The organism is Thiothrix winogradskyi (genome assembly GCF_021650935.1).
GTDB lineage: Bacteria > Pseudomonadota > Gammaproteobacteria > Thiotrichales > Thiotrichaceae > Thiothrix > Thiothrix winogradskyi.
Window position 1 is genome coordinate 3,731,703 of sequence record NZ_CP091244.1, and the last position, 13,259, is coordinate 3,744,961.

The following is a 13,259-nucleotide window of genomic DNA, read 5'->3' on the forward strand; positions in this document are numbered from 1 at the left end:
CATAATTTGCATAAAATCTAATGAATTTAATCCACACGGATCGAAGGTGGGGTTTTTTTTCATTGCAGAAGGCAGAAGTTCACAAGAAAACCGGAACGTATCCGGCTGACGCTTTGAATTCTATTAAAAAATCAAAAAACAGAACGTGTTCGGCTCTTTGGTGGTGGCGGCATCGCTACCCACTTAGATAACTTCATTACCTACGGGTGGCATGTTCTCCCATTCGCGGGCTTCTTCCGACATAGCGTATTCTGGATTACATCCATCCAACAATTCCGCCAGTGTGTAACGTTTGCGGGTAGGTTTAGCCGGTGCTGGTGGAACATCACCGCAAGGCTTAGCGCCGGGGTTGCCCGGTTCTGTGGTGGTGCTGTTCATGCGTATATTTCCAAACACGATAATTCAGGGTTACAGGCAAAGGCTTGCACCTCTTCGGTGATGGATAGCAATATATCCACAATCCGCCGCCGTGGTTGGTTGCCACATTTCAACCAAATGACTTTGGGCGGGTGTCCGTACAGTACCGACATTTCGTGAAAGTCGCTGTCTTGCGTTACCAGTATGTAACCGTTCTGCTGTGCATACGCCCACACCTGCCTATCATTTGCCGCATCCATGCCCAATAAGGCGATTTGTGAGGATTCCGGGTAAGCGTCCAGAATCGCGGGAATAACCCGCCGTGACAGGTTTTCATCAAGCAATAACTTCATGCCGCTATCAACACCTGCAAAGTGTGTTCACGGTTCGCCGCGAATTGTAGAGAGGCGATAATGTCCGCCGCTTCCAGTTCCGGGAAGTCTTCAATAATTTCTTGTGTATCCATGCCAGCCGCAAGCCAGCCCAACACATCATAAACCGTAATCCGCAAGCCACGAATGCACGGTTTACCGCCGCGCTTGCCCGCTTCAATGGTGATTCTGTTGTTTGTCGGTGCGCTCATTGCACAACCTCCCAATGCTGAAGTTTGATTGTTGTAACAGATTTCAAGCCGCCGCTTTGTTCTCACCCTTCAAGGTGAATTCTGTCCTGATTTCCGCAAAGGGGGAAAATACCCGCCCTGCTTCGTCACGTTCCAACAAGCCAATTTCCAAAAGCCTGCTTACATCCGTGTGAACGTTCTTCACATCCCGCCCCAATTGCTTAGCAAGTTCGCGGATACTCACCGCCGCTTTGCCTTGCAGTCTGTCCAGCAGTTCCCAGCGCTTGGGGGTAATCGCCTGAAACAATGCCATAGGCGTTTCAAAGGTGAATACCTCACCCTGATAACTGCCGGTTTCCAGTGCATCCACGAAAGCCGCGCCCATTTCCAGTAAATCGGCTTCAAGGTTGGGTTCAATGCGAATAATTGCGTATCTCATGGCTTGCCCCTCTCTGTGAGGATGTCAGTTACAAAATCCCGCCATACCTGTTCCGGTGTGGTAAAGGTGTAAGGCGTTTCGGTGTCGTAATAGTGCTTATGGTCGCCCTTGCCGCGTTCGTTGTCGTAACCGATAACACGTTGCCCCGGATAACCATAAAACAAGCGGTATTTGTACAGGTGGCTAGAACCCATAACGGCTTGGGGCAATGACCACGCCACGCCTTCAATAATTGCGCCGTCCGCAAATTCACGCCGCCGCCTGTAAATCAATATTGCTTTTTCCATGTTGGCAAGTATACCAACGCTTTGGGGTGGGTGCTTTGAATTCTGTAACAACAAACCAATGGTGAATGCTGGCACTTTTCAAAGTGTAGCAAGTGTAGCAACTGTAGCAGTAGCAACTTCCACAGAGAGAACGGCACGGGGTTCTAGGTAGGTTAGAGAGTAGTAATAATATATAAATAATAATAAAAACAATAACTTATATATTATTATAATAATACTATTATGGTTATATTTTAATCATAAAGAGGCGGGGTATAAGCCATGAGTAGCAAAGTGTAGCAACTGTAGCAACTGTAGCAGCGTTTTCTGTTTGGTTTCTTCAGGCACAAAAAAGCCGGGAACTTGCCCGGCTTTCAGGTTGGAATTTATGCAGCAACCTACCCCGCTTTGGTTCGGAATGGGACAACATCCCCGCCCGTGGTTTCCCTCAGTTCGTCAAGGTAATCAGCCCAACGTTGCATCATGGTTGCCCGTTTCTGCAAATGTTTGGTCCGGTTGTATGCCCTGCCGTTGGGGTCTTTCACGGCATGGGCTAACTGGTGCTCTATGATGTGTTGCGGAAAGTCCAACACCTCTTCAAGCACGGTTCTAGCCATTGCCCTGAACCCGTGCGCCGTCATCTCAGTGTTGCTATACCCCAAACGCCGTAAAGCTTGCCTTATGGTGTTCTCGCTCATGGGTTCCTTACGTTGGCGGATACCGGGGAAAACATACTTATCACTACCCGTTAAGGGTTGGATGTCTTGCAGGATAGCCAGTGCTTGACGGGAAAGCGGGACAATATGCGGCATACGCATTTTCATTTTGTCGGCTGGCAGTTCCCATACTTCATTGGCTAAGTCGATTTCTGCCCATTCCATTTGCCGTAATTCGCCAGGTCTGACAAATACCAAAGCGGATAACTTCAAAGCGCACTGCACCACATAACTACCCTTGTATTCCTCAATACCGCGCAATAACGCGCCTATTTCTGCGGGGTTGGTGATGGCTGCAAAGTGTTGCTTTCTGGCAGTGGGTAACGCGCCTTTCAGATCGGGGGTTGGGTCACGGCTTGCCCTACCCGTCGAAACGGCATAACGGAATATCTGCCCGCAATCTTGCTTTGCCCGGTGTGCGGTATCCAATGCGCCGCGCTTCTCGATACGGTACAGGCAAGCGAGGATTTCAGGGGGTTCTATCTCTGCTATCGGTCGATTGCCTAGCCACGGAAAAATATCGTGCTCTAACCTGCTGACAATGCGTTTCTTGCCCTCCTCTATCCATTTGTCCGAGAACTTCACCAGCCATTCACGCGCCACGGCTTCAAAGCTGTTTTCTGTGAGTTTCACCCTTGCCGCCCGTTGCGCCTTTTTATTGGCGGTTGGGTCAACACCCCGCGCTAGTACCGCCTTGGCTTCGTCATGCAGATCACGCGCTTGTTTTAAGGTGGTTTCCGAGTACACGCCCAAAGCGAGGGTTTTTTGTTTGCCGTCGATACGGTAGTTATACCGCCAGTATTTACCGGTGGTAGTGACGTAAAGGTGTAAGCCATCACCATCTGATAATTTTAGGGGCTTGCCGTCTGGTTTGGTCTTGGCGTTCTTAACCATTGAATCTGTTAGTTTTCTCTTCACTTTGTTGGTATCTCAGTTAGGGGTTAGTCGAGATACCAACAATAATACCAACAATTGAATGCGCTTCAGTGCACCATGCTGATACAACCTGATACAAGGTTATGGGCTAAGAATGGCTTGGGATAAGGGTTTGTGAGCCGTGATGATACAGGCTGATACAAGGAAATGGAGGCTGAACTCAGAATCGAACTGAGGTACTTGGATTTGCAATCCAGTGCATTACCACTATGCTATTCAGCCTTAGTTGTGGGTGGAACCACTGTGCAGAAAAATTGGAGCGGGAAACGAGGCTCGAACTCGCGACCCCGACCTTGGCAAGGTCGTGCTCTACCACTGAGCTATTCCCGCGTATTGACTTGTTACAAAAAGCACGGATGGTATGCGTACTTTTTTTGAATTTGGAGCGGGAAACGAGGCTCGAACTCGCGACCCCAACCTTGGCAAGGTTGTGCTCTACCACTGAGCTATTCCCGCTGAACAGGTTGCGAATAATAAAGATCAGCGCTTATCCTGTCAACCTGTGAAGCTGTTTTTTTTACAGCGACATTATGAGCGGTTCAACAAAGCCGATAAAGCGTCTTCATCAAGGACTTCCACCCCAAGGCTCTGCGCTTTATCCAGTTTTGAACCCGCATTCTCACCCGCAATCAATGCCGTGGTTTTTTTGGAAACGCTACCGGACACTTTCGCCCCTAATGCTTCCAGATCGGCTTTGATGTCTTCACGCGCACGACTGAGCGTGCCGGTAATCACGTAAATCTTGCCCGCCAATGGCAAGGCTTCGGCAGGTTTGGCTTCGTAGTTTGACCAATGCACACCCAAATCGCGTAAGTGCTGGATGGTATCGCGGTTGTGGGCTTCTGCGAAAAATTGGGCAACATTCGCTGCCACGATCACACCGATGTCAGGCACGAGTTTCAGGGTTTCTTCGTTGGCAGCTTGAATCGCATCCAGTGAGCCGAAATAGCGAGCCAAGCCTTTGGCAGTGCCTTCGCCCGCATTGCGGATGCCTAGCGCGTAAATAAAGCGTTCCAACGTGGTGGATTTGCTGCTTTCGAGTGCGGCAATGAGGTTTTCGGCGGATTTCTTGCCCATGCGCTCCAACGCGGCAACCGCTTCAACATCCAAACTGTAGAGGTCGTCAACGTGGCGGATTAAACCGGCATCAAACAACTGCTCTACCATTTTGTCGCCTAAGCCGTCGATGTTCAGGGCTTTGCGCGAGGCGAAGTGTTTGATGGCTTCTTTGACTTGTGCGGGGCAATACAAACCACCGCTACAGCGGGCGACGGCTTCACCTTCGGGGCGTTGCACCTCTGAACCGCACACGGGGCAATGCGTGGGCATGACTATCGGTGCAGCACCAGCAGGACGGCGTTCGAGAATCACGCTAGCGACTTCGGGAATCACGTCCCCTGCCCTGCGCACGATCACGAAATCGCCGATACGCACGTCCTTACGCTCGATTTCATCCATATTGTGCAAGGTTGCATTGCTGACGGTCACGCCACCGACGAATACCGGTTTGAGGCGTGCCACGGGTGTGAGTGCGCCCGTGCGCCCGACTTGGAAATCAACGCCTTCGAGTTCCGTGATTTCCTCTTGCGCAGGAAATTTGTGTGCCACTGCCCAACGCGGCGCACGGCTGATAAAACCGAGTTCCTGCTGGGTGGCAATGCTGTTGACTTTGTAGACCACGCCGTCGATGTCGTAGGGCAAGCTATTACGCCGTGCGCCAATTTCGCGGAAATAGTCGAGGCAACCTTGCGCACCTTGCACAATGCGGATGTCTTGGCACACCCGTAAACCCCACGCACGGAATTGTTGCAGAATTGCGTAATGCGTATCCGGCACTGTGCCGCCTTCCACCAAACCTACCGCGTAGCAAAAAATATCCAGTGGACGTTGCGCCGTCAAACGCGGATCCAATTGGCGCAAACTGCCCGCCGCCGCATTACGCGGGTTAACGAAGGTTTTTTCGCCCAAGGCACGCATTTTGGCGTTGAAGGCCTCAAACCCCGCTTTGGGCATGTAGATTTCGCCACGCACTTCCAACACCGTCGGGTAGCCTTCGCCCAGCAAGCGCAAGGGTACGGAGGCAATCGTGCGTACATTGTGGGTCACATCTTCGCCAGTTTCGCCATCGCCACGGGTCGCGGCGCGGGTGAACACGCCGTTTTCGTAGAGGATGCTGATTGCCAAACCGTCGAGCTTGGGTTCGGCGACGAATTCGGTTTCCGCGTCGGACTTGAGGCGGTCGTGAATGCGTTTATCGAATGCCAGCAATTCTTCATCGCTGAACACGTTACCCAAGGACAGCATCGGGATAGCGTGTTTAATTTCACCAAATTCGGTGAGCGGTGCTGCCCCGACACGCTGGCTGGGCGAATCGGGGGTGATCAGATCGGGATGCGCAGCCTCAAGCGCCTGTAACTCGCGGAACAGGCGGTCGTATTCCACATCGGGAACTTCCGGGTCGTCCAGCACGTAGTAACGGTGGTTGTGATAACGCAGTTGTTCGCGCAGGGTTTCGATTTGTTGTTGTAATTCTTGCATGGGTTTTCCCTTGTTATTTCTCTTATTTTTCAAATACTGCAATGGATTCAACGTGCGAGGTATGCGGGAACATATCCATCACGCCAGCCCCCACCAAACGGTAGCCGTGTTCATGCACCAGCTCATACGTATCCCGTGCCAGCGTTGCCGGGTCACACGACACGTACACAATCCGCCCCGCGTTGAGCTTGCCCATGTAGGCAATAATTTCTTTCGCACCCGCACGCGGTGGGTCGAGCAAAATCTTGTCGTAGCGGTTTTTCTTCAACCACGGTTCGTGCTGCAATTTGTCGCCCATCAGGTTACACACGTGGTAATCGGTATTCATAATGCCATTGGCATGAGCCGCCGCACGCGCACGTTCTACCATTGTTTGTTCGCCTTCCACGCCGATCACTTGCGCCGCCATTCGCGCCAATGGCAGGGTGAAGTTGCCTAAACCGCAGAACAAATCCAGCACGGTATCGGTCGGTTCGGGCGCAAGCAATTCGAGCGCACGCGCCACCATTGCACGGTTCAGCGGCTGGTTGACCTGGATAAAGTCCAGCGGCATGAAATTAACCCGTGTGTTGAATTGCGGGTGTTCGTAATACAGCTCCGGCGATTGTAGGGGCGGTTGTAAGGGCGATTCATGAATCGCCCCTACGGAGATCGGGTAAATGCAATGAACCGTTTCAGGGCCTTTGGGCTGCAAATATATCTGGTAGTTGAACTGCTTGCCAAATGCCAGCAGCTTGGCGGTATCGCCCTCGGAAAGATCTTCCATGTGGCGAAAAATCAGCGCGGTAGCGTTGTCGCCATCACCGACAGCGGTTTCGATTTGTGGGATGGATTCACGAGCGTCGAGGCTGGCAATCAGTGCTTGGAAGTCGAGTAAGTGTTCGCCGATGCTGGGGTGCAGGATTTCACAGCGGTTAAGTTCGGCAAGGAAACCGCCTTCTTTTTCGCGGAAACCGACCAAGGCTTTGTCTTTTTTGCGCACCCATTTTGCACCGAGACGGGCTTTGCGGCGGTATGCCCAGCCGTCAGCGGTAAGTGGCGCAAACACCGTTTCAGGCTCGGCTTTGCCAATGTGTTTGAGGTTGCTGAGCATGGCGCGTTGTTTGTGCTTAATTTGCGCCTCCAGTGACAGGTGTTGCCAGCTACAAGCACCGCATACGCCGAAGTGTGCGCACTTAGGTTCAACGCGATCCGGCGATGGCGTAAGGATGGTTTCGACCTTGCCGATGTCGTGCTTTTGCTTGTGCGAGGTGTAGCGGAAGGTGACGGTTTCACCCGGCAATGCACCGTCGATGAAGACGGTTTTGCCACCAATGTGCGTGACACCCTGCCCTTCGAGCGTGAGGGATTCGATGGTGGTTTCAACTAAGGGGCTGTTTTGTACGCTTTTCGGTTTTCTGTGTCGGCTCATGCGCCCGCCTCCCATGCGGCTTCAAATGCTTGTAAATGTTCCTTGCCGGAATGCTGTAAATGTTTGCGCACTAATTCGCACTCGCTGTTGTATTTGTCAATGAGAATATGCCCGCGCATCAATTGGAAACGCAAGTAAACCAACCAGGTATTCAACACATCGGTTTCGCAGTAGTTGCGGATGTCGACGAGTTTACCTTCTTGGTACGCATCCCACACTTTCGAGCCATCCATGCCCATCTTGCCGGGGAAACCGAACAGCGAAGCGAGTTCGTCCAATGGCGCATTGGCGCGTCCGCTGTAAAGTGCCAGCAAATCCATCAGATCGGTGTGGCGGGTGTGGTAGCGGCTGATGTAATTATTCCACTTAAAGCTGCTATCGTCTTCGCCCATGTCCCAGTAGCGCGGGGCGGAAATCTTGTGTTTCATGGCGCGGTAGTGGATCACGGGCAGGTCGAAACCGCTGCCGTTCCAGGACACGATGGTGGGGGTATAGCGGTCGATGCCATCGAAAAAGCGTTGCAGGATTTCTTTTTCATCGGCGGATTCGTCGCCCAATGTCCAGACTTTGAAGTCGTCGCCTTTGCCACGGAAAGTGACGGAAATCGCGACAATCTGATGCAGGTGGTGCGCGAGAAACTCTGAGCCAGTTTTCTGGAACCGCAAGTGGTACATGGCTTTGGCAATGCCGTCAGCGTCGAGGTCGCCGAGCTTGTAGAGTTTGCGCCCGCCTTCAATGTCGGGGATAGTTTCGATGTCGAAGACTAAAGTGTTCATGTCTGGAAATTCCTTGTTGTTAATTGCTCCCTGATAGTCGCCATCGGGATGCGTTCCTGTTCCAACCGCTGGTGGGTTTGTTGCAAGTGCTGGTAAACGGCGGCTTCTTCCGGCTGCAAGTGCTGGAGTATATCAGTACAGCGGGCATTTTCCGGCTCTTCGACGCATAAATGCGCGTATTGCTGCAAGGTTTCCGCATCCATCAACAGGGATTGGGTGTGCGGAAAATAGCGACGCATCCGTGACAGGATCGAGAAGCCGTGGGTGTCGAGGTCGCCCCAATAAATCAGCGGACGATTATGCAGCCAGGGGATTTCTGCCAAAGCATCCACGCCGTAGCCAAGACCGAAAATCACGATGGCTTGTGGCGTGGCGGGAAAGCTCAAGCCGTTGGTTTTGTTTTCGGTGACAAACACGCGCTGGCAGGGGATTTCCCATTGCGCCAATTGCGATAGCGGCAGGCTGACATCGGTTATGCCTGCCACGGGGCTGAGGGCTGTATCCAGCAAGCGCAGGCGCAGCAGCGGCTCGTCGTATTTCAATCCATAGCGACGCTCGAAACCGTATTGGCGCAAGCCGGTGCTATCGGTATCGATGGCTGATTGCGGCAACACGGCATCCAGCAATTCGCTCAAAATCGCTTTATGTTGCCCGATAAATTTGCTGTCCACACCGGGAATATCGAGTTCGCGCAGGTAACGTTCGGGACGCGGCTGGTGCAGGAAATAGCGGCATACTGACAGCAAGGCAGGCCAGACTGAGGCGTGTTCCATCAGTTTGGTGGGGTATTTCAGCAACCATGCGCGTAGCACTGGGAATTCGGCGGCGGTTTCTAATCCGATTTGGTACAGGGTTGGAAATGCCTGTTTTTTCTGGATGAAGCGTAGCAAGTCATCGCGGGTGTCGAAGCTGATTGTGTCCGGCAGCAGTTGTGTGCCGAGTTGGCGGTGCTGCACTTCGCGGTAGCCGATGCGGTAGCCGTAGCCTTTTACCTCAACGCTGGCTTGTTTGAGAGTGGTGATCCAGCCGCGCACTTGGGCGAACTGTTCTATCTGTGCGCTGGCGTTTGGCTTGCGGAAGGGGATTTCCCATGGGAACAGCTCGCCTGCTGCCCATGCGTCTTGCAGGATGCGCCCGCTGTCCCAGAGTTTTTGGGCTTTGGTGCGGATGTCGGCGGGGGTGATCATGCACTTTTCTTCGGGGAAAACTCCACGGTCACATTGACTGAGCCTTCGGCTTTGCCACTGGTGATGAAGGGAATGCCAGCTTCACCGCCGAGGGTAATGCCGAACTCCAGCGTTACCTTGTCCACATTGCCGAAGGCGGAGTCTTGCAGGGCTTTGGCGGCAGTATCGGACATGGCGCGGATGACATCACCGAGTTTGCCCACGGCTTTATGGGCTTGGGTTGCCAAGCCTCTGGTGGTGTCGCCTTTGCGTTCAAAACCACCGCCGCGTGTGACGGGTTGTGTATCTGACGGAGTATCGGCAAAGGTGATGTTTTCATTCACTTGCACGTATACCCATTGCCCGTTTTCTAATTCCATTGCTTTTAGCGTTGCCATTCGATTTACCTTTTGTCGTGTGGAGTTTTCATACTACCATAGGGGCGTTTGCTGCTACAGAGAGTCCCCTGCCTATGTCGCGCCGTATCGCCTTGATTGTTGGTGTCAGCCAGTATGACAAATCCCGTACCGGGTTGGATAGCCTCGCCGCGCCTGTTAATGATGCGCAGCGGGTTTATGAGGTGTTGGCGGAATACGGTGGTTTTGATGAGCTTTATCCGTTACCACTGGCAAAGGGTGAAGTAGACCGTTCAGGTTGGGTAACGGCGCAAGAATTGCGTGCCAAGCTGCATGAGGTGTTGAACCCGCAGTTGGCGGATGAGGTGGAGCTGGCGGTGTTCTACTTTTCCGGGCATGGCGTGAATCCCGACGGGCAAGTGGCGTATTTGTCCGCCAGTGACAAGCCGTTGGCGGTTGCCATTTCCCATATCGCCAAGCTGGCGAAGCACAGCGCGGTCAAGAATATTTGCATCTGGCTGGACTGCTGCCACAGCGGGGAAATGCTGGAATTTTCCGATTTGACTGACAAAGGGTTTTGCGTGGTGGCGGCATCCCATGCGGATGGGGAAGCCCTTGCCGCTGATGGCAACAGTCTGCTGACCAACCTGCTGTGTGAGGCGTTGACACCACTGAATGGCAACCCTCCAGAAATCAGGGTGATGGATTTCATCCAGACGATTGCCGCCAATGGTAAAAACTTGCCGCAACAGGTCGTCTGTCTGGCACGGGGCAACACGGCGTTTACCCTGACCCAGTTTCACGGCGAAACAACGGTCACGTCAGCGTATCCGCCGGATTACCCACCGTACAAAGGTTTGTTGACCTTCACCAAGGACGACAGCCCATTCTTCTTCGGGCGTGACGGCATGATCCAGCAATTGCTCGACAAGCTCAGTGCCAGCCGTTTTGTACCGCTGCTGGGAGCTTCGGGCAGTGGTAAGTCGTCGCTGGTGCTGGCGGGCTTGTTGCCGAAATTGCCGGAAAGCGATTGGCAGGTGTTAGTGATGCGCCCGACTGCCCAGCCGTTGCAGAACTTGCGGGATACACTGGTGCGCGGTTTTCCTGATGCGCAGGTCGGCACGCTGGCGAGTGGTGCGGATTTGCAGCGTGAGGTGTTACGGCTGGTCACAGCAGGCAAACGGCTGCTGCTGGTGATTGACCAGTTTGAGGAAGTGTTCACCGAATGCCGCGATGATACGGTGCGGGCGGCGTTTTTCGCCTGCCTGCTGGAAGCCTTGGATGACGACAATCCGCTGCATCTGGTGCTGACCTTGCGGGCGGATTTTCTGGGGCATTGCACCGAACAGGCATACTCCGGGCTGGGGCAACGCCTGCAACACCACGCGCTGCTGCTGGTTGCGCCCACGGCGGGCGAGTTGCGCGAAGCCATCACCCATCCGCTGGCACTGGTGGGGATGCGCTGCGAACAGGTGCTGGAAGACGAACTGGTTGACCAGACCCTGCACGCCAAGGGCAGCTTGCCGCTGTTGCAATACGTGCTGGAAAAACTCTGGCAGTCCGCAAGGCAGGAACGCAGCCGCGAACTGACGCTGGCGATGTACCAGCAATTGGGCGGGCAACACGGCGGCGGTTTGCGTGGTGTGCTGAACGAAAAAGCCGATGCGTTTTACCAGCAACTCGAACCCCAACAGCAACGCCTGATGGAATGGCTGATGGTCGAACTCACCCAAGTCGGCGACGGGCAGGACGACATGCGCCGCACCGTCACCCTGCAAGAACTCCACAACCGCCAACCGCAATACACCGAAGCCCTCGATGCACTGCTGGTGCAACTGGTCACGCACGAACGGCTGCTGACTCAAGACCACGACGACCACGGGCAAGCTACCGTCACCGTGGCGCACGAAGCCCTGATCCGTGATTGGCAACGGCTACGTGGCTGGCTGGAAAGCAACCGCGAAATCAAAAGCTGGCGTACAAGGCTAGAGGCTGATATTGCCGACTGGGAAAAAACTGGCGGCAGCTTGTTGCGGGATGGACGGCTGATAAAAGCAGACGAAATGCTTACTCGTTACCCTGATTCTTTACTAATTGGGCAACAAGAAAGAAAGTTTATTAACGCCAGTCAACAACAACAATATCGAGAAAAAGAAGAAGCTCAACGACGACAACAAGTTGTAGAAACAGCATTGCAAGAAGCTCAAAGGCACTCCAAAATCGCACTAATAGGAAAACTTATTAATCAGGCAACTTCAATCATACATTCACCATCATTGGCCAGCAATTCCCGCCGATCTTAAAATGACTGTATAATCATGGTCTTGTAAAACGAGTCACTGTGCAACGAAATGCCTGCAAAACCACCTCCCCTGCCTCTTGTTGGTAGCCTGAAGCTACGCAAGACCCTCTCAGTCCCCGGATTGCTGGAACGTGTGCGCGGCTGTTTCAGTGAAGTCACTGACCACCGCAAAACCAAACCCGACTATCCCTTGGTTGACGTGCTGATGTCAGGGCTTGCCCTATTTTCGTTGAAAGACGGCTCACTGTTGCAGTTTGACAAACAGCGCGGGGACAAGGCACGACGGCACAACCTGAAAACCCTGTTTGGCATCCCCGATGCTCCCTGTGACAGCCAAATGCGCACGGTATTGGACGGGGTAAAACCGCAGCGTCTGCGCCCGGTGTTCCGCGCCATCCATCAGGAACTGCAACGGCAAGGCATACTGGAAGGCTACCGTTTTCTCAGGAAAGTATTTAGTCAGTATTGATGGAACAGGTATTTTTAGCTCTGGGGCTATCTCTTGCCCGGATTGTTGCATTAAGACACACAAGGACGGACGTGAGGAGTATTACCACCAGATGCTGGCGGCAGTGCTGGTTCACCCTGACAAGAATACCGTATTACCCTTTTTCCAGAGGCCATCACCAAGCAGGATGGCAGCAAGAAAAATGATTGCGAACACAATGCCTCTAAACGGCTCATCCCCCAGTTGCGCCAAGACTTCCCGCGCATGGAGATGATCCTGCTGCAAGATGCCCTTTCCTGCAATGCACCGCACATCCGTCTTCTGAAGTCAAACGGTTACAGCTTTATCATTACCGCCAAAGCCCGTAGTGGCAGCCTATTACTGAAGACGGTATTGGACGGGTTAGCCAATGGCAGTACCCAAGAATTGGCAGGCACGACGAGCAAAAAGTTACGGTGTGGCTACCGTTATGCCAACGACATCCCGCTCAACCATGCCAACCAAGACGTGCGGGTCAACTACATCGACTATTGGGAGGAACGCCCCGACGGTACAACCTTTATCTATGACTGCGTGACTGACATCCCCCTCACCGCCGACAACGTGGCGGATGTGGTACGCGCAGGCCGTTCCCGCTGGAAGGTGGAGAACGAAACCTTTAACACCCTTAAAAACCTCGGTTACAACCTCGAACATAATTACGGTCATGGCAAGCAACATCTTTCCACTGTGTTCGCCACCCTGATGATGTTGGCCTTCCTGATCGACCAGATTCAGGAAGCTTGCTGCCAGTACTTCCAAGCCGCCCGCACCCGCTTACAGAGCCGTACCGCATTGTGGGAGAAGATGCGTGGGATGTTCCGTGAGCATCTGATTAGCGATTGGGAGTCCTTCTATGCTGCCATCATTTGGGGTTATGAACATGCTGACCTGACACCCAAAGGCATTCGCAGCGGATGAAAATCAGGCTTGAGGGTACGCTGGGG

14 protein-coding genes, 3 tRNA genes and 1 pseudogene are annotated in these 13,259 nt (G+C 53.2%); 3 read left to right on the forward strand and 15 right to left on the reverse strand.

Features of this window, described 5'->3' with window-relative positions; genetic code table 11:
- Window positions 1-183 precede the first annotated feature (183 nt).
- From L2Y54_RS18475 to L2Y54_RS18540, 14 genes are all read right to left on the reverse strand, one after another.
- Entirely contained in the window at window positions 184-378 is a 195-nt protein-coding gene (locus tag L2Y54_RS18475) for an AbrB/MazE/SpoVT family DNA-binding domain-containing protein (RefSeq protein ID WP_236498129.1), read from the reverse strand.
- A complete protein-coding gene (locus L2Y54_RS18480; protein ID WP_236498130.1) occupies window positions 375-710 on the reverse strand; it encodes a DUF5615 family PIN-like protein in 336 nt (111 codons plus the stop codon). The genes L2Y54_RS18475 and L2Y54_RS18480 overlap by 4 nt, the downstream gene beginning before the upstream one ends.
- A complete protein-coding gene (locus tag L2Y54_RS18485) occupies window positions 707-940 on the reverse strand; it encodes a DUF433 domain-containing protein (protein ID WP_236498131.1) in 234 nt (77 codons plus the stop codon). Before L2Y54_RS18485 ends, L2Y54_RS18480 begins: the two co-directional genes overlap by 4 nt.
- Before the next feature lie 43 nt (window positions 941-983).
- Complete coding sequence (locus L2Y54_RS18490) at window positions 984-1,358, reverse strand: HVO_A0114 family putative DNA-binding protein (protein WP_236498132.1); 375 nt, start codon at window positions 1,356-1,358, stop codon at window positions 984-986.
- Window positions 1,355-1,645: a toxin-antitoxin system TumE family protein gene (locus L2Y54_RS18495; RefSeq protein ID WP_236498133.1), complete on the reverse strand. Its 291-nt coding sequence runs from the start codon at window positions 1,643-1,645 to the stop codon at window positions 1,355-1,357. Before L2Y54_RS18495 ends, L2Y54_RS18490 begins: the two co-directional genes overlap by 4 nt.
- 377 nt (window positions 1,646-2,022) lie before the next feature.
- Window positions 2,023-3,234, reverse strand: coding sequence for a tyrosine-type recombinase/integrase (locus L2Y54_RS18500; RefSeq protein WP_236498134.1), 1,212 nt, complete (start codon window positions 3,232-3,234; stop codon window positions 2,023-2,025).
- A 190-nt stretch (window positions 3,235-3,424) separates the two neighbouring features.
- Window positions 3,425-3,498, reverse strand: a tRNA-Cys gene (locus L2Y54_RS18505).
- A gap of 33 nt (window positions 3,499-3,531) precedes the next feature.
- Window positions 3,532-3,606: transfer RNA gene (locus L2Y54_RS18510), tRNA-Gly, on the reverse strand.
- A 51-nt stretch (window positions 3,607-3,657) separates the two neighbouring features.
- Window positions 3,658-3,732: transfer RNA gene (locus tag L2Y54_RS18515), tRNA-Gly, on the reverse strand.
- Window positions 3,733-3,804: 72 nt separating this feature from the next.
- Window positions 3,805-5,814 (reverse strand): NAD-dependent DNA ligase LigA, encoded by a 2,010-nt coding sequence (gene ligA / locus L2Y54_RS18520; protein ID WP_236498135.1) that lies wholly within the window; start codon window positions 5,812-5,814, stop codon window positions 3,805-3,807.
- A 22-nt stretch (window positions 5,815-5,836) separates the two neighbouring features.
- A complete protein-coding gene (rlmD, locus tag L2Y54_RS18525) occupies window positions 5,837-7,225 on the reverse strand; it encodes a 23S rRNA (uracil(1939)-C(5))-methyltransferase RlmD (RefSeq protein ID WP_236498136.1) in 1,389 nt (462 codons plus the stop codon).
- Entirely contained in the window at window positions 7,222-8,001 is a 780-nt protein-coding gene (locus tag L2Y54_RS18530; protein WP_236498137.1) for a 3'-5' exonuclease, read from the reverse strand. Before L2Y54_RS18530 ends, rlmD begins: the two co-directional genes overlap by 4 nt.
- Window positions 7,998-9,188, reverse strand: a complete 1,191-nt coding sequence (locus L2Y54_RS18535) for a Wadjet anti-phage system protein JetD domain-containing protein (protein ID WP_236498138.1) — start codon at window positions 9,186-9,188, stop codon at window positions 7,998-8,000. The genes L2Y54_RS18530 and L2Y54_RS18535 overlap by 4 nt, the downstream gene beginning before the upstream one ends.
- Window positions 9,185-9,565, reverse strand: coding sequence for a CU044_2847 family protein (locus L2Y54_RS18540; RefSeq protein ID WP_236498139.1), 381 nt, complete (start codon window positions 9,563-9,565; stop codon window positions 9,185-9,187). Before L2Y54_RS18540 ends, L2Y54_RS18535 begins: the two co-directional genes overlap by 4 nt.
- 74 nt (window positions 9,566-9,639) lie before the next feature.
- Between L2Y54_RS18540 and L2Y54_RS18545 the strand changes: the two genes are divergently transcribed.
- Window positions 9,640-11,826 carry an nSTAND1 domain-containing NTPase gene (locus L2Y54_RS18545; protein WP_236498140.1) on the forward strand — a complete coding sequence of 729 codons (2,187 nt, stop codon included), beginning with the start codon at window positions 9,640-9,642 and terminating at the stop codon, window positions 11,824-11,826.
- A 48-nt stretch (window positions 11,827-11,874) separates the two neighbouring features.
- On the forward strand, window positions 11,875-12,294 hold the full coding sequence (locus L2Y54_RS18550; protein WP_236498141.1) for a transposase family protein: 420 nt from the start codon (window positions 11,875-11,877) through the stop codon (window positions 12,292-12,294).
- Between the two features lie 111 nt (window positions 12,295-12,405).
- Here L2Y54_RS18550 and L2Y54_RS18555 read toward each other — a convergent pair whose 3' ends face one another.
- Window positions 12,406-12,558, reverse strand: a complete 153-nt coding sequence (locus L2Y54_RS18555) for a hypothetical protein (protein WP_236496347.1) — start codon at window positions 12,556-12,558, stop codon at window positions 12,406-12,408.
- On the opposite strand from L2Y54_RS18555, the pseudogene L2Y54_RS18560 reads away from it, so the two are divergent.
- A pseudogene (locus tag L2Y54_RS18560) lies at window positions 12,544-13,027 on the forward strand (ISNCY-like element ISAtsp9 family transposase); the annotation flags it as partial. The gene L2Y54_RS18555 and the pseudogene L2Y54_RS18560 sit on opposite strands and share 15 nt — an antisense overlap.
- Window positions 13,028-13,259 lie beyond the last annotated feature (232 nt).